Here is a 14,573-nt window from a genome sequence, read left to right on the forward strand (position 1 = left end):
TGGCGATCATGCGTTACTGCGACCCAGGGCGCTGGGCCCAAGCCCGGAATGCCGCGCCGTTGCGCGAGCACACCAGGATCTTTCCGGTTCCGGAAAAGCGCAGCACCATGCCTTCGCCGCTGGTCTGGCTATTGACGAGATTGCTCAAAAAGCCGCTGTTGCCGCCGGTGGTGACGGAGATTTCGTAGCGCAGCCTGTTGTCCCACGCCACCACGTGCGAGTTGTCGATGACCACATCGTTGCCCGGCGTCACATCGAGCTGCGACATCGAGCCGAAGCCCGACACCGCCACCTGGCCGGTGCCACCGGTTTCGGTGATGAAGAAGCCGCCGCTCTGGGCGAACAGCGCGTTGCCCAGGCTTTGCGTGCGCACCTTCAACTCCACGCCGGAGGTGGCGGCGACAAAGGCGCCGTCGCTGAGCATGTATTGCGCCTGACCGACGTCAAGCACCTGCATCGCGCCGGGCAAGGTGGGCGCCAGCAGGCAATCGCCGCCGCCGCGCACCGCCTCGATGTGTTGCTGGAAGAAGGACTCGCCGTTGGCGAAGCGACGCATGATGGCCGCACCGATACCGCCGGTGACCTTGCCCTTCAAATCGAGCGTCGCTTCCATCATCACCATCGCATCCGACTCGCAGTAGATCTTCTCTCCCTGCGCCAGCGAAACGTGCAGAAACGGGTCGACATCACCGGTGATCGAAAATTTTGGCATGGCTGAGTCCTTTCAGTTAAAACACGACTTTACAACAATTAAACGCCGACGCCGAACGATGCGGCGAGCGGACCGAGACCGCCTTTGAAGCCCTGGCCGACGGCCTTGAACTTCCAATCGGTACCGTTACGATACACCTCGCCGAACACCATCGCCGATTCGGTCGAACCGTCTTCGGACAGGTCGTAGCGGGCGATTTCCGCGTTGCCGCTGGCGTTGACGGTGCGGATGTATGCCTTCTGCACCATGCCGAAGTTTTGCTTGCGGGCGTCGCCGTCGTGGATCGTCACGCAGATGGCGATGCGCTCGACATCGGCCGGCACCTTGGTCAGGTCGATGGTGACGGTTTCGTCGTCGCCGTCGCCGGCGCCGGTGCGGTTGTCGCCCGAGTGGGTGACGGCGCCGTCGGACGATTTCAGGTTGTTATAGAAGATGAAATCGTTGTCGGCGCGCACCTTGCCGTCGACCTTCAACAGGAAGGCCGAACCGTCCAGGTCGAAGGCGCTGCCATCGGTGGCGCGTGCGTCCCAGCCGAGGCCGACGACGATTTGCGACAGGCCCGGGGCTTCCTTGCTCAGATTAACGTTACCGCCTTTTTGCAGACTGATTGCCATAATGTGATACTCCTTAAAGAAACCGGACTTGGGTACTGCATGCGGCGGATCGTGTCCGTATTTAACGACCCGCCGTGTTCTGGTACAACTCTAACTTTGCTTGACTACATGTTCGTTACACGGCGATCGCTGCGGCCGAAGCCTCTTTGCGGCGATGGCGTACCGAAGACCAGACCGAGGCGGCAATGAAGGCCACACCAATCAGACCGGTGAAAATTTCCGGCACGTGGAACTTCATACTTGCCAGCATGATCGCGGCCAGGATACCGATCGCATAGTGGGCGCCGTGCTCCAGGAAGACGAACTGGTCGAGCGTGCCCTTTTTCACCAGGTAGACGGTCATCGAGCGGACGAACATCGCGCCAATGGCCAGGCCCAGCATGATGATCACGACGTCGGTGGTGATGGCGAACGCGCCGATCACGCCGTCGAAGCTGAACGAAGCATCGAGCACTTCCAGGTACAGGAAACCACCGATACCGCCCTTCTTGACCATGTCGCCGACATCGCTGCCGCCCGACTCTTCCTTCTCCAGCAGGCCGCTGATCGCGTCGACACCGACGTAGACCAAAATGCCCCACAGACCGGAAATCAACACCACCAGCTTTTGCGCCTCGGTCACCAGGCCCATACAGGCCATCAGCACGCCCAGCGAAATCATCACCGAGATCGACGAGACCTTGCCCAGCGAGCCCAGCTTCTTCTCGAAGTTACCCAGCCAATGCACTTCCTTGTCCTCGTCCAGCAGGAAATTCAGGAACACCAGCAGCAGGAACATGCCGCCGAATGCCGCCACTTCCGCGTGGTGGTTGGTCAGGTGCATCGAATACGTTTTAGGATCGTTCAGCGCCAGGGTCCACACGTCCATGATGCCGATGTCGGCCGCGACCGCGACGATGACCAGCGGGAACAGCAAACGCATACCGAACACGGCGATGATGATGCCCAGGCCCAGGAACAGCTTTTGCCAGAACTCATCCCAATCCTTCAGCACGGAGGCGTTGACCACCGCGTTATCGAACGACAGCGACACTTCCATCGCCGCCAGTATCAGTGCGACACCGAAAGCGGACAAGGCGCCAGGCCATCCGTTCAGCGAGTATCCCCACCAGCCCGCCGCCGCAAGGCAGATGAAGCTGACCAGGAAGGAAATTCTAAAATGCTTCATTGATTGTTTCCCCGTTTATAGATTGATGTAGCGCAGTGTATAGGCGTGCGAACAATTTAAAAATAGAAGATAATTGAAGTATTACTTCGCAAAAACAGAAGATAGGCCCAATGAAGACCAGTGGATTGAATTTCCGGCACCTGTATTTTTTCTGGATGGTGGCCAAGGAAGGCGGCGTGACGCGCGCGGCCGAACGCCTGGGGCTGGCGGTGCAAACCATCAGCATGCAGCTGGCGTCGCTCGAGCAATCGGTGGGCAAGCAACTGCTCGAGCCGCAGGGACGACGCCTGGTGCCCACCGAGGCCGGCCGGCTCGCGCTGAACTACTGCGACCAGATCTTCCTGCTCGGCGAACAATTGCAAGACGCGCTCGACGAGGCCGAGGCCGGCAAGATGCGGTTGACGGTCGGCATCTCCGACTCGCTGCCCAAGCTGATCGCCTTCCGGCTGCTGCAGGCCACGCAGGAAATGGACAAGCAGGTGCGGCTGGTGTGCATGGAGGCCCATTTCGAGGATCTGCTGGCCGACCTGGCGCTGGGCAAGCTCGACGTGGTACTGACGGACCGCACGGTGCACGCCGGCGGCAGCCTCAAGCTGTTTAGCCACCTGCTGGGCGAAAGCGACATGAAGCTGTTTGGCGTGCCGCGTCTGGCGGACAAATACCGGCCCGGCTTTCCGGCCAGCCTGAACCACGCGCCGCTGCTCGTGCCCACGCGCAACAACGCGCTGCGCGGACGCATCGACGCCTGGCTGGTGCAGCACGAGGTGCGGCCGGAAATCGTCGGCGAGTTCGAGGACAACGCCATGCTCAACACCTTCGGGCGCAACGGCATGGGCTTGTTCTTTGCCACGTCGGCGCTGGCCCAGGATATCGAGGAGCAATTCGGCGCCGTGCTGGTCGGCGACGCGCCGGAGCTGCGCGAGCACTTCTACGCCATCTCCAACGCCCGCAAGATCAAGCACCCGGCGATCGAAGCGATCCTGTCGACCGTGCACAGCGGACCGTTCGCGGTGGCAAGCTGACAGAGCTTGTCGAATCGGTTAAAGTCTGGCGACTACTTTTGACGAGGGAGGTCGCGATGTTGAAAGGAACCTGCTTATGCGGCGGCGTCGCCTACCGGGCCGACGGGCCGGTCTCGCACGCCAGCCATTGCTACTGCACCATGTGCCAGAAACAGCACGGCGCGGCGGCCGGCAGCTACGCCAACGTCGACAGCGGCGGCTTCGTGCTGGAGCGCGGCGCCGACCTTGTCACGGAATACGCCTCGTCCGACGATGGCCGCCGCGGCTTTTGCCGCGTGTGCGGGTCAACCTTGTTCTGGCGCAGCACGCACAGCCCGGACCGGATCGCCCTCACCTTGGGCACGATGGAGCCGGAATACAACGGCCCGGTCGAGCGCGAACTGTTTGTGGAAACTAAGCCGCGCTGGTTGCCGACAAGGTGAGCATCCCACCGGCGATCAGCCTGAAAAAGCTTCGGCACATTGCCGCGGGCACGCTGAGCTCTTTTGTCCGGCGCAATAACGACGTGGGCGGCCAATGGGCGCTCGGTTTGCTGTATCGCGACGCGCCGGCGGACCAGTGCATGCGGCTGGACCTGCTTGACCGCACCGCAGTTCCACTGACCAGCATCACGCAGATCGTCGCCCGCAATTATGGGGAATTCCTGTGCCGCGCCACCATCAGCAAGGGCGTGCCGCTTGAGAAGCTGGCGGCAGCCAAGGTCGAGTTGCGCTTCAATGCCGATGTGCGAATACCCGGCGAGGGATGGGATGTCGTCGGCGAGCCATTCCTTTGCACCGTAACTTTGACATTGAAAGATGGCCGGACGGCCGCCGCGCAACTTGCAGGCCGCTGTCTGCGCTACGAAAAAGGCCTGTTCGGCGGGCGCGCATCCGGCAACGATTCGATGCTCGAATCGCTACCGATCGACGCCTGAATCCCGGCGCGGGTTACCCGTCACGGCGTAAACCGCCACGCACCGCCGACACCGCATGCGCTTGCACCGAACTGCCCCCGAACACGGCATGTTGCCTAACCGGCGGCGTGAACAAGCTATACAACATCGCCTGATCCGGCGCGCTGACGGCATCGAGCGTCGCAACATGTTGCGCCGACAAAACCAGGTCCAACGCCCCGACGTTATCCAGCAACTGCTCGACCCGGCTCACGCCCATCAACGTAGAGGCCACCCCCGCCCTGCCCGTCACCCAGGCCAGCGCCACCTTCGCCGGACTCAACCCGGTTTCCCGCGCCACCGCCTTGACCGCGTCGACAATCGCCCAATTGCGCTCGGTAAAAAGCGTGTCCCCAAACGGATTCGTCCCGTCCAGGCGCTTGTCGCCGTCGGGCCTGGCCTCGTCAGCCCGGGCCGCGTCGCGCGGCAAGCCACCGGCTCTCGGCGCCGCGCTGTCAACGATTGCCCGGTCGTACTTGCCCGTCAACAGACCGAACGCCAGCGGACTCCAGGGCACGATACCCATGCCGAACTCCGCCGCCAGCGGTACAAACTCGTCCTCGATACCGCGATCGGCCAGCGAGTAAAAGTACTGCAATGCGATCGGTCCCGGCAATCCCCTGACCGCAGCCAGCGTCGCCAGCTTGGCCACATACCAGGCCGGCGAATTGGACATGCCCCAATAGCGGATCTTGCCCGACCGAACGAGCGCCGCCATCGTTTCCAGCAACTCCTCGGCCGGCGTGACTGAATCCCATACGTGGACCCAGAACATGTCGATGTAATCGGACTGCAAGCGTTTGAGCGATCCGTCCAGCGCCGCACGGATGTGCTTGGAACCATTGCCGCCCACGTGCGGGCCCTGGCCGGCCGCGAATCCCGCCTTGGTCGCCAGCACGATCTTGTCGCGCAACGATCCCTCTGCGATGAAGGCGCCCAGCATCTCCTCGCTGCGGCCTCCGGAATAGACGTCGGCAGTGTCGATGAAATTGCCGCCCGCTTCCACGTAAGCGTTAAAGACGGCGCGTGATTCCGCCTCGCCGGAACCCCATCGGGCGGTGCCGAACGTCATGGTGCCGAGGCACAAAGGGCTGACGGCGAGGCCGGAACGTCCGAGCGTGCGATAGTCGGTCAAGGGCATGGCTTTACTTTCCGAGTGATTGATAGGAAAATCATAGCCCAGTTCATTTTTCAACACAACATATTTCCTAGTGATCACTCAATTAATATGAACGCGACTCAACGCAAGAAGGGACGACCGCTTTCTTTCGATCGCGACCACGCGCTGCAAAAAGCGATGCTGCTGTTTTGGCGGCATGGCTACGAGGCCACGTCCCTGAACGATCTGACGGCGGCGCTGGAGGTCAAGCCGTCGAGTATCTACTCCGCGTTTGGCGACAAGAAGGGACTGTTTCTGGACGCGGTGGCGCTATACATGTCCGGCCCGGTTACGGCCCTGGGCATCATCGACGATGCGCCGACCGCGCGCGACGCGGCGCGCGAACTGCTCAATGTCTCGGCGGTGGGCTACACCGGCGACAACACGCCGCCCGGTTGCCTGCTGGCCAGCTCGGCGATCAGCTGTTCGGACGCGGCCAACGATGTGAAGGAAGAGCTGGCCGCGCTACGGCGCCGCATCGAAACGCGTCTGCGCGACAAAATCGATGCGTCGATCGAACAAGGCGAGCTGCCGCGCGACACCGACGCCGACACGCTGGCAGGCCTGACCATGAGCGTCATTCAGGGGATGTCGACGCTGGCAAGGGATGGCGCGACGCGCGACAAGTTGTTGAAGGTAGCCGGCACCGCAATGCTGGCTTGGCCCTGAGCCAGTCCCAATCGCCGCAGACATTTGCTAAGATGACAGCTCTACAAATTCGCACCGGGACTTCTGTGCTCACTGGCATCAATCATCTCACCCTCGGGGTCACGGATCTGGCGCGAAGCATCGATTTCTACGCCCGCCTGCTCAATTTTCGCTTGCTGGCGACCTGGGATGCCGGCGCCTATCTTTCGCTGGGCGAGCTGTGGATTTGCCTGTCGTTGGATGGGGTCGGTCGCAATGCGGACCAAGCTGGCTACACACACTATGCCTTCTCGATTCGACAGCAGGATTTTGCCGGGTTCCGACAGCGGCTTCAGGCGGCAGGCATCGCGGAAAGCAAAGTAAATCGAAGCGAAGGCGACTCGTTTTATTTTCTCGACCCGGACGGCCATCAGCTCGAAGCGCATGTGGGAACGCTTGGTTCGAGACTGGCGCAATGTCGCGAACAACCGTACGCCGGCATGCGTTTTTTCGACATTGCAAATATCCGGCAGGCTTTGCCGAGCGATATCGACGCCATGTCGGCGATCCGTCTGGCCGTCAACGAAAATGTCTTGTCCGATCCGAGCCGGATCACAGAACAAATGTATCGCGACTATTTGGACCTGTTGGGACGCGGCTGGGTGGCCGAGGTCGATGATAAAGTCGTCGGCTTTTGCTACGCCGACAAAAACGACGGCTCCATCTGGGCGCTGTTTATATCGCCGGGGTACGAAGGCAAAGGTATCGCAAAGCGCTTGCTCGCAGCGGCCGTGGACTGGTTGTTCGAACTCGGCCACGAAAGCGTTCATCTGAGCACTTCAAAAGATACACGGGCCGACAGGTTTTATATCGCCCAAGGATGGACCCGAAGCGTGCTGAACGAACGCGATGCCGGGTTCCGGCTGACACGTCCGGACCGGCGCGCGCGCCCGCTATCAGCCCAGGCCCGGTGAGTCCGAAATAAGCCCGTTCAAAACGCTTATTGAGCCTCCGACTACTTACTCAGTACTCGACAAACGGGCGGATTCGATCATTTGAGCGGCCTCTGGCGCCACCGTTTCACTGAGCCGCTTCATCACCATCGGGACGCCGCTCTGGCCGGCGTACAGCGATTCCGCCGTTCCCCAGGTTCCAGTCAAATGCGGTGGAAGTTCGCCCGCCGCATGGTTCAGCAAAGGCCACGATATGCCGAGCGCCAAAAGACCGCGCCGTAAAGCGGCCATGCCGCTAACTGAGAATGCCTTCATTTTCCTGGTCTCCGGGGCCACAAAGAAAACACGCTAGTTTTTCAGCAGCAGTCTTCCGTACGTGGTATCCGTCCGTGTCCCTTTGGCGTCCGGGTCCACCGCGAAGCGGCAGCTTTGGACAAACGCTGCGGCGGCCTCCAGCAGTTCCGGCGGCAGCCCTGTTGCCTCCGCCTTTACGTTCCAGGCAGTTCCGTCGCTGTTCACTAGCATGCGCAGCAAGATGCCATTGGCGTCGCTGGGCGATTTATCCAGACTCTTGAATGTGCTGAACGACTCCGACGCTGGACAACTGCCCTCCACCACCGACGGGTGCAGCATCGGCTTGCCACTCAGCCGCCACACGAATTGCGTCGGTTTGGTCTCGCCGCCCGAATCCGATTTCGGGAAAGTGCAACGCGACAGCCCGATCAGGGAGGCCTTGTCCAAAATATTCCAGCCAGAACTTTTCTCCACCGTAGCCGAGATGGGCCTGCCATCGGCTCCGACGGCAAAACGCAGCGTGGTCGTGCCTTCGAGTTCATAGCGGCGCGCTTCCTGCGGCCACTCCGGCTTGAGGCAGGTTACCGTGGTGGGCGCCGCTACGCTGCGCGCCGACACGAGTAGCAGCGCTGCTGCCAAAAGAAAAAATTGCGTGCATTTGCCGGTGGTGCGCATTCCGTCTCCGATCTCAGTGAACCTGCGGTCAGAATATCATCTTGCCCAATTGGAAAGTACGCGAATTCTCACCACGGTCGAATTAACGATCGCCCCGACGGCCGGTGTTCTGTTGGCAAACGGCAATTTGCGCCCCTTCTGCGCGCAGTGGTTTAAGATGCATGTTTTAACTACGTCATCTGCCGCTCGGCCCCTATGCAAAACGTTATGCTTGTCGTGCTCGCCCTGTTCCTGGTCGCGCTCAATGGATTCTTTGTGGCGGCCGAATTTGGCATCGTCACGCTGCGCAAGACGCGCGTTCGCGCCATCGCCAAGACCCAGGGCCTCCGCGGTCGCATCCTCGGCAAAGTACACGGCCAGCTCGACGCCTACCTGTCGGCCTGCCAACTCGGCATCACGCTCGCCTCGCTCGGCCTGGGCTGGGTCGGCGAAACGGCCTTCGCCAGCCTGCTCGAACCGTTCCTAGTCGCCATCGGCATCGACTCGCCCAAGCTGATCCACAGCATCGCCTTCGTGTTCGCCTTTGGCGTGATCTCCTTCCTGCACATCGTCGTCGGCGAACTGGCGCCCAAATCGCTGGCGATCCGCATGCCCGAGGCGATCGGCCTGTGGTGCGCGCCATTGCTGTACGCCTTCTACTGGGCCATGTATCCGTTCATCTGGGTGCTCAACGGCAGCGCCAACATGGTGCTGCGCCTTGCCGGCCTGTCCGGCAAGGGCGGCCACGAGAGCCATTATTCGGTCGAGGAATTGAAAATGATCCTGCGCACCAGCCAGCCTGGTGAGAAGTACAACAAGGACGAGCGCAACATCCTGGCCCATTCGCTCGATTTCAGCGATCTGGCCGTATCGGACCTGATGCGTCCGATCAACGAGGTGATCAGCCTGCACGCGGGCCGCTCGCTGTCCGACAATCTGCAAACCATGCTGCGCAACCGCTTCAGCCGCTATCCATACTACGACAAGGATGGCGAGACGGTGCTGGGGGTGGTGCACCTGAAGGATTTGTTCTTCGCCCAGCAATCGGGCAAGCCGATCACCGACCTGATGCCGTACCTGCGGCCGGTGGAGACGATTTCGGCGCGCACGCCGGCGCTGGAACAGTTCCGCCGTTTCCGGGACGGCGCCCCGCACTTCGCGCTGATCGGCGAAAAGGGCAAGCGGCCGCTGGGCTTCATCACGCTCGACAATTTGCTCGGCGCGATGGTCGGCGAGATTCACGACGAATTCCGCCTCAACGAAAACGACTGGCTCAAGCAGCCGGACGGCACCTTGATCGGTAAGGCCAGCCTGCCGATCTTCTCGCTCGAACGCACGCTGGGCATCGATATCGAGAACGAGGAACTGGGCATGGACGAGGTGGAGTCGGTGGGCGGCCTGATCATGCTGAAGCTGGGCGACATCCCGAAACAGGGGCAGCGCATCAGCTTCCGCCACTTCGATATCGTGGCGAAGAAGATGAACGGCCCGCGCATCCTGCTGGTAAAGGTCATTCCAAAGGATGACACCGAGGACAACGCCGATCTGGATTAACGGCCGTTCGGATGCGACACAGGCTCCGGTGGATGGGCTACGCGAGAGGCAATCCCCTGCTAGTCTTGCCACTTTGAAACCCGTCGGAGAGTCTGTGAAAACCTACCGTGGAAGTTGCCATTGCGGCGCCGTGCGCTTCGAGGCGGACATCGATTTGAGCCAGGGTACGCTGCGCTGCAACTGCTCGATCTGCACCAAAGTACGGTTCTGGCCGGCCATCGTCCAGCCGGCGGCCTTCCGCCTCATTTCGGGCGAAGCGGATCTGACCAACTACCAGTTCCTGAGCAAACGGGACAAGCATCTGTTTTGCCGTCACTGCGGCGTACGCTCATTTGGCATCGGCAATTCGCCGCGCTGGGGCGAGTTCTACGCCGTCAACGTGACCTGCCTCGACGACGTCACCAGCGAAGAGCTGATCAACGCGCCGATCACCTATCTGGACGGTCGCAACGACAATTGGGAAACGCCGCCGGCGGAGACGCGACATCTGTAGATAACGCTTTTTTGTGGCCGCCTACGGCGCTTGGCGGATTACGCTGCGCTAAACCGCCCTACGGGACGATGTCAACAAACGCGGACGATCACACCGGCTGGCCGGTCCAGTTGCGCAGCAACCCGAGCCCGACCGCCAGCAACGTCGGCCCGATGAACAGGCCGACAAATCCAAACGCCAGCACCCCGCCCATCACGCCCAGCAGCACCAGGACGAACGGTAGGCTGCTGCCCCGGCTGATCAGCAAGGGCTTGACGACGTTGTCGACGCCGCTGATCAGGAACACGCCCCAGACCAGCATGAACACGCCCCACGCCACGCTGCCCTCGTTGAACAGCCACAGCGCCGCGCCGCCCCAGATCAGCGGCGGGCCGACCGGGATCAGCGAGAACAAAAAGGTCGCCACCGACAGCAGCGCGACGGCCGGCACGCCGGCGATCAAAAAGCCGACCGCGGCCACCACCGATTGCGCCAGCGCCGTGCCCAGCAAACCGTACATGACGCCGCGAACGGTGCGGCTGACGGTGTCGGACACCGACAGGCTGTGTTCCGCGCCGATCAGCTTGTTCATCGCGTTCGACAGCGACACGACAATGTTCTGACCGTCCCGGTACAGGAAGAAGCTGACGAACACGGCCAGGCTGACCTGCGCCACGCCGCTGCCGAGCACCATGCCGCCGCCCAGCAGGAAGTGGCGCGCCGGTTCCAGCATGCCCTTGGCCGTGTTGACCAGTTCGTCGCGGCTGCCCAGCAGCTTGCGCAGATAGGTGTCGATGATGTCGCCGACGATCGGGATATCCTTCAGCCACGCCGGCGGCAACAAGGCGCCCGTGTCGAGATCGCCCTTGAAGTGGTCGTAGAATTCGGAGGCGTTGTCGGCGATGTTCCAGGTGACCAAAGTCAGCGGCACGACAATCAGCAAGGTCAGGCCGACGCTCATGATGATGGCGGCCAGCCAGCGCCGCCCCTTGACGCGCTCGAGCAGCCGCAGGTACAGCGGCCAGCTGGAGATGACGATGGCGCAGGCGAACAGGATCGCGGCCAGGAACGGCCGCAGCACGAACAGGCAGCCGATCACCAGCAGGACGACGGCGGTGAGCCGGGTAAATGGCTGGAAGCGCTGTCCCGCGCCGTCGCCGCTCATAGCAGTTGCTTGATATCGTGGACGATCGGCGCCGGCCCCTGGGCATGGCGCACCAGCAGGCGCACCTTGCCGTTGCGGTCGAAGATGTAGCTGGCGGCCGTGTGGTCGATCGAATAGCTGCCCGGCGTCTTGCCCTCCACCTTGGCGTAGAACACCTTGAATTCCTTGGCGACGGCGGCGGTCTGCTCCGGCGTGCCGTACAGGCCGACGAAGCGCTTGTCGAACGCCGGCACATATTCCGCCAGCAATTCCCTGGTATCGCGCTCGGGATCGACGGTGACGAACAGCACCTGCACCTGCTCGGCTTGCGGACCCAGTTCCTTCATCACGGCGGACATTTCCGCCATCGTGGTCGGGCACACGTCCGGGCATTGGGTAAAGCCGAAGAACATCACCACCACCTTGCCCTTGTAGTCGGCCAATGTGCGCGGCTTGCCGGTGTGGTCGGTCAGCGCGAAGTCGCGCGCGAAGGCGGCGCCGGTGATGTCGACGTTCTTGAAGGTCGGCGCCGCTGTTTTCTCGCCGCAGCCGGCCAACATCATGGAGACGGCCAGCAGGCCCAGGGCGAGAATTTTTTTCATAGTTTGAAGTAGTGGTCCACCAGCAGCGCAGCGAACAGCAGCGACAGATAAATGATCGACCAGGTGAACGCCTTGCGGGCCACCAGGTCGGTGTAGTGACGGTAGATTTTCCACGCGTGATGCAGGAACACGACGTTGAGGATCACGGCGGACACCAGATAAATCAGCCCGCTCATGTGCACGGCGAACGGCAGCAAGGTGGTGGCGGCCAGCGCGATCGAGTACAGCCAGACGTGGAACTGCGTGAACTGCATGCCGTGCGTGACCGGCAGCATCGGCAGGCCGGACTTGGCGTAGTCGTCGCGACGGTACAGCGCCAGCGCCCAGAAGTGCGGCGGCGTCCAGACGAAGATGATCAGCACCAGCAGCCACGCTTCCATCGGCACCTCGTTGGCGATGGCGGCCCAGCCCAGCGCCGGCGGCATCGCGCCGGACAGCCCGCCGATGACGATGTTCTGCGGCGTCGACGGCTTGAGGATCATCGTGTAAATGATGGCATAGCCGATGAAGGTGACAAACGTCAGCCACATCGTCAGCGGATTGACCATGGTGTAGAGTATCCACATGCCGGCGCCGCCGATCACGGTGGCAAACACCACCGTCTGCATGACGGTGATGTCGCCCAGCGCCATCGGACGGCGCGCGGTGCGGGCCATGCGGGCGTCGATCTCGCGCTCGGCCAGGCAGTTGACGGCGAAGGCGGCGCCCGTCAGCAACCAGATGCCGATGGTGGCGGCGACCACCACGCGCCAGTCCGGCATGCCCTCGGTGGCGAGGAACATGCCGATGACGGCGCAAAACACCGCCATCTGGGTGACGCGCGGCTTGGTCAGCGCCCAATATTGCGAGGCGCGGCTGGGTGGTTTGGAAATCGCGGTGTGTGTGGTCATCAGGTGTGCTTATCGTTGCCTGACCGGTAAGATCTGCGGAAAAGCCGAGCCTGAAGCTGCTTTTTTGGCAAGATCGTACTGGTACTTAGCCTTGTAGTTTAACATGGTAAGCAGCAGGACCAGCATGGCCGCCCCGGCGTTATGCAGCACGGCGATGGTCAACGGGAAGCTCAGGTAAATGGTGGCGACGCCGCTGGCGATCTGCACCGCCAGCAGGATGGCGATGCCGCGCGCCGTCTTGTGCAGCGACGGATGGTCCCATGCCCGCCAAGCCGTGTAGCCGGCCACCAGCGCCACCAGGAAACCCATGTTCCGGTGCACCCAGTGGATCGCCGTCAGCGCCGAGAACGGCAAATAGTGGCCGGCGGCGGTCTTGCCCAACTCGCGCCACAGCGTGAAGCCGTGTTCGAAGTCCATCTCCGGCACCAGCTTGCCGCCGCACAGCGGGAAATCGGTGCAGGCCAGGGTCGCGTAGTTGGTGCTGACCCAGCCGCCCAGCGCGATCTGCACCAGCAGTATCAGCGCCGAGGCGCCGGCCAGCAGGCGGATGTTGCGCATCGCCGGCGGCGACGCCGTGACGGTACGCGTCGGCGAAATCAGCTGGTTCTGGCGGCCGCCGTACCACACCAGTAGCGCCAGCAGCCCCATGCCCAGCAGCAGGTGGATGGTGACGATCACCGGCTGCAGCTTCAACGTCACGGTCCAGGCGCCGAACGCGCCCTGCAGGCAAACAAAGAAGAACAGGAAAGTCGGCATGGCCGGCGCGTACTCGATGCGGGTGCGCTTGGACTTGATCCAGCGGTACCACGCCTGCGACATCATCGCCACGATCAGCACGCCGATCGCCATCGCCAGGTAGCGGTGGATCATTTCGATCCAGGCCTTGACCACGGTCACCGGGCCGGTCGGGCGCAGGGTTTCCTCGGCAACAATCTGCGCGTGCGCCAGGAAGGGGTTGGCGGCGCCGTAGCAGCCGGGCCAGTCCGGGCAGCCCAGGCCGGAATCGGTCAGGCGCGTGAAGGCGCCGAACACGATCAGGTCGAACGTCAGGAACACGCTGACCCACACCAGCTTGCGATACTTGCTGGCGTCGGACGAGGTGTAGACCAGCGACAACGGCAGCAGCGCGACCAGCAACGCCGTGACGGCCATTTGGATCAGGGTCATGTGCATGATGGCTATCCGATCGCCGAGGCTTTAAGCAGCTTGGCGATGTCCTTGTGGACCTTGCGCACTTTTTCGGTGTCGCTGGAGACCGCGCCTTTCGGGTAGCGCATCATCAAGTTGCCCAGCGGATCGATCAGGTAGACATGGTCGGAGAGCTTGTCGGTCGGCACCGTTTTGTCCAGCGGCAACCACTTGTCGACCACGTCGGCGGGCGCGCGCAGCATGCGGGTGCCGTCGTTGACGCGCATCAGCACCGTGTCGAGCGGCTCGTTATCGGTGATCAGCCACACGCGCTCGACGCGCTCCATCTCCTTGCCCTGCATGGTGCGCAGCTGGCGCATCGCGAACAGCTGGTCCTGGCACTCCTGCAGACATTCGGACGGGCCGACCTTGAGCATGATCCACTTGCCCTTGTAGTTGTCCAGGGTGGCCGGCTTGCCGTCGAGCGTGGTGCTGGCCATAGCCGGAATCGGATACAGGCGCGGATCGAGCAAGGTGCCGTAATTGGTCACGCCGCCCTTGGGCTTAACCCCGTAATACATGAAATACGACGCGATCAGCGGCGCGGCGCACACGGCCAGCACGACCATCAGCTTCCAGCGGCCAC

General features: G+C 62.2%; 18 protein-coding genes and 1 pseudogene. 8 read left to right on the forward strand and 11 right to left on the reverse strand.

Going from position 1 to position 14,573, the window contains the following annotated elements; genetic code table 11:
* Positions 1-13: 13 nt before the first annotated feature.
* The 3 genes from ACZ0BA_RS17890 to ACZ0BA_RS17900 all read right to left on the reverse strand — a co-directional run bounded on the left by ACZ0BA_RS17890 (position 14) and on the right by ACZ0BA_RS17900 (position 2,494).
* Positions 14-712 carry a TIGR00266 family protein gene (locus tag ACZ0BA_RS17890; protein ID WP_463452565.1) on the reverse strand — a complete coding sequence of 233 codons (699 nt, stop codon included), beginning with the start codon at positions 710-712 and terminating at the stop codon, positions 14-16.
* Positions 713-750: 38 nt separating this feature from the next.
* Positions 751-1,326 (reverse strand): TerD family protein, encoded by a 576-nt coding sequence (locus ACZ0BA_RS17895; protein ID WP_090316687.1) that lies wholly within the window; start codon positions 1,324-1,326, stop codon positions 751-753.
* Between the two features lie 115 nt (positions 1,327-1,441).
* A complete protein-coding gene (locus ACZ0BA_RS17900; protein WP_463452566.1) occupies positions 1,442-2,494 on the reverse strand; it encodes a DUF475 domain-containing protein in 1,053 nt (350 codons plus the stop codon).
* 110 nt (positions 2,495-2,604) lie between these two features.
* Between ACZ0BA_RS17900 and nhaR the strand changes: the two genes are divergently transcribed.
* From nhaR to ACZ0BA_RS17915, 3 genes are read left to right on the forward strand one after another with little or no spacing between them, the layout of a single operon-like run.
* Positions 2,605-3,516 carry a transcriptional activator NhaR gene (gene nhaR, locus ACZ0BA_RS17905; RefSeq protein ID WP_463452567.1) on the forward strand — a complete coding sequence of 304 codons (912 nt, stop codon included), beginning with the start codon at positions 2,605-2,607 and terminating at the stop codon, positions 3,514-3,516.
* Positions 3,517-3,572: 56 nt separating this feature from the next.
* On the forward strand, positions 3,573-3,938 hold the full coding sequence (locus ACZ0BA_RS17910) for a GFA family protein (protein ID WP_463452568.1): 366 nt from the start codon (positions 3,573-3,575) through the stop codon (positions 3,936-3,938).
* A complete protein-coding gene (locus tag ACZ0BA_RS17915) occupies positions 3,935-4,432 on the forward strand; it encodes a hypothetical protein (RefSeq protein ID WP_463452569.1) in 498 nt (165 codons plus the stop codon). Before ACZ0BA_RS17910 ends, ACZ0BA_RS17915 begins: the two co-directional genes overlap by 4 nt.
* A 13-nt stretch (positions 4,433-4,445) precedes the next feature.
* Here the strand turns inward: ACZ0BA_RS17915 and ACZ0BA_RS17920 are convergent, their stop codons facing one another.
* On the reverse strand, positions 4,446-5,648 hold the full coding sequence (locus ACZ0BA_RS17920; protein ID WP_463452570.1) for an aldo/keto reductase: 1,203 nt from the start codon (positions 5,646-5,648) through the stop codon (positions 4,446-4,448).
* Between the two features lie 30 nt (positions 5,649-5,678).
* Here ACZ0BA_RS17920 and ACZ0BA_RS17925 point away from each other — a divergent pair, with 30 nt between their 5' ends.
* From ACZ0BA_RS17925 to ACZ0BA_RS17935, 3 genes and pseudogenes are all read left to right on the forward strand, one after another.
* The gene (locus ACZ0BA_RS17925; RefSeq protein WP_463452571.1) at positions 5,679-6,278 is read left to right on the forward strand and encodes a TetR/AcrR family transcriptional regulator; all 600 of its coding nucleotides are present in this window, start codon (positions 5,679-5,681) and stop codon (positions 6,276-6,278) included.
* Between the two features lie 65 nt (positions 6,279-6,343).
* Positions 6,344-6,751: pseudogene (locus ACZ0BA_RS17930) on the forward strand (VOC family protein); the annotation flags it as partial.
* A 108-nt stretch (positions 6,752-6,859) separates the two neighbouring features.
* Positions 6,860-7,210, forward strand: coding sequence for a GNAT family N-acetyltransferase (locus tag ACZ0BA_RS17935; RefSeq protein WP_463454779.1), 351 nt, complete (start codon positions 6,860-6,862; stop codon positions 7,208-7,210).
* 45 nt (positions 7,211-7,255) lie between these two features.
* Here the strand turns inward: ACZ0BA_RS17935 and ACZ0BA_RS17940 are convergent, their stop codons facing one another.
* Both ACZ0BA_RS17940 and ACZ0BA_RS17945 read right to left on the reverse strand, forming a co-directional pair.
* Entirely contained in the window at positions 7,256-7,504 is a 249-nt protein-coding gene (locus ACZ0BA_RS17940; protein ID WP_463452572.1) for a hypothetical protein, read from the reverse strand.
* Between the two features lie 33 nt (positions 7,505-7,537).
* Positions 7,538-8,158: an energy transducer TonB gene (locus ACZ0BA_RS17945; protein ID WP_463452573.1), complete on the reverse strand. Its 621-nt coding sequence runs from the start codon at positions 8,156-8,158 to the stop codon at positions 7,538-7,540.
* A gap of 195 nt (positions 8,159-8,353) precedes the next feature.
* Between ACZ0BA_RS17945 and ACZ0BA_RS17950 the strand changes: the two genes are divergently transcribed.
* A complete protein-coding gene (locus tag ACZ0BA_RS17950; protein ID WP_463452574.1) occupies positions 8,354-9,691 on the forward strand; it encodes a hemolysin family protein in 1,338 nt (445 codons plus the stop codon).
* Positions 9,692-9,785: 94 nt separating this feature from the next.
* Entirely contained in the window at positions 9,786-10,184 is a 399-nt protein-coding gene (locus ACZ0BA_RS17955; protein ID WP_463452575.1) for a GFA family protein, read from the forward strand.
* 88 nt (positions 10,185-10,272) lie between these two features.
* On the opposite strand, the gene ACZ0BA_RS17960 is transcribed toward ACZ0BA_RS17955, so the two are convergent.
* From ACZ0BA_RS17960 to ACZ0BA_RS17980, 5 genes are read right to left on the reverse strand one after another with little or no spacing between them, the layout of a single operon-like run.
* Entirely contained in the window at positions 10,273-11,328 is a 1,056-nt protein-coding gene (locus ACZ0BA_RS17960) for an AI-2E family transporter (protein ID WP_463452576.1), read from the reverse strand.
* Complete coding sequence (locus tag ACZ0BA_RS17965; RefSeq protein WP_463452577.1) at positions 11,325-11,909, reverse strand: SCO family protein; 585 nt, start codon at positions 11,907-11,909, stop codon at positions 11,325-11,327. Before ACZ0BA_RS17965 ends, ACZ0BA_RS17960 begins: the two co-directional genes overlap by 4 nt.
* Positions 11,906-12,799, reverse strand: a complete 894-nt coding sequence (cyoE, locus tag ACZ0BA_RS17970; protein WP_463452578.1) for a heme o synthase — start codon at positions 12,797-12,799, stop codon at positions 11,906-11,908. Before cyoE ends, ACZ0BA_RS17965 begins: the two co-directional genes overlap by 4 nt.
* A 9-nt stretch (positions 12,800-12,808) precedes the next feature.
* Complete coding sequence (locus ACZ0BA_RS17975) at positions 12,809-13,972, reverse strand: COX15/CtaA family protein (RefSeq protein ID WP_463452579.1); 1,164 nt, start codon at positions 13,970-13,972, stop codon at positions 12,809-12,811.
* Positions 13,973-13,977: 5 nt separating this feature from the next.
* Positions 13,978-14,556, reverse strand: a complete 579-nt coding sequence (locus ACZ0BA_RS17980) for an SCO family protein (protein ID WP_463454780.1) — start codon at positions 14,554-14,556, stop codon at positions 13,978-13,980.
* Between the last annotated feature and the right edge of the window lie 17 nt (positions 14,557-14,573).

The sequence above is a fragment of the Duganella sp. AC917 genome, assembly GCF_979258245.1.

Bases quoted from the DNA above. Each gene is read 5' to 3' on its own strand.
- ACZ0BA_RS17940 (WP_463452572.1), bottom strand. From the start codon at position 7,504: ATGAAGGCATTCTCAGTTAGCGGCATGGCCGCTTTACGGCGCGGTCTT.
- ACZ0BA_RS17950 (WP_463452574.1), top strand. From the start codon at position 8,354: ATGCAAAACGTTATGCTTGTCGTGCTCGCCCTGTTCCTGGTCGCGCTC.
- ACZ0BA_RS17975 (WP_463452579.1), bottom strand. From the start codon at position 13,972: ATGCACATGACCCTGATCCAAATGGCCGTCACGGCGTTGCTGGTCGCG.
- ACZ0BA_RS17890 (WP_463452565.1), bottom strand. From the start codon at position 712: ATGCCAAAATTTTCGATCACCGGTGATGTCGACCCGTTTCTGCACGTT.
- cyoE (WP_463452578.1), bottom strand. From the start codon at position 12,799: ATGACCACACACACCGCGATTTCCAAACCACCCAGCCGCGCCTCGCAA.
- ACZ0BA_RS17910 (WP_463452568.1), top strand. From the start codon at position 3,573: ATGTTGAAAGGAACCTGCTTATGCGGCGGCGTCGCCTACCGGGCCGAC.
- ACZ0BA_RS17960 (WP_463452576.1), bottom strand. From the start codon at position 11,328: ATGAGCGGCGACGGCGCGGGACAGCGCTTCCAGCCATTTACCCGGCTC.
- ACZ0BA_RS17925 (WP_463452571.1), top strand. From the start codon at position 5,679: ATGAACGCGACTCAACGCAAGAAGGGACGACCGCTTTCTTTCGATCGC.
- ACZ0BA_RS17965 (WP_463452577.1), bottom strand. From the start codon at position 11,909: ATGAAAAAAATTCTCGCCCTGGGCCTGCTGGCCGTCTCCATGATGTTG.
- ACZ0BA_RS17935 (WP_463454779.1), top strand. From the start codon at position 6,860: ATGTATCGCGACTATTTGGACCTGTTGGGACGCGGCTGGGTGGCCGAG.
- nhaR (WP_463452567.1), top strand. From the start codon at position 2,605: ATGAAGACCAGTGGATTGAATTTCCGGCACCTGTATTTTTTCTGGATG.
- ACZ0BA_RS17945 (WP_463452573.1), bottom strand. From the start codon at position 8,158: ATGCGCACCACCGGCAAATGCACGCAATTTTTTCTTTTGGCAGCAGCG.
- ACZ0BA_RS17980 (WP_463454780.1), bottom strand. From the start codon at position 14,556: ATGGTCGTGCTGGCCGTGTGCGCCGCGCCGCTGATCGCGTCGTATTTC.
- ACZ0BA_RS17900 (WP_463452566.1), bottom strand. From the start codon at position 2,494: ATGAAGCATTTTAGAATTTCCTTCCTGGTCAGCTTCATCTGCCTTGCG.
- ACZ0BA_RS17895 (WP_090316687.1), bottom strand. From the start codon at position 1,326: ATGGCAATCAGTCTGCAAAAAGGCGGTAACGTTAATCTGAGCAAGGAA.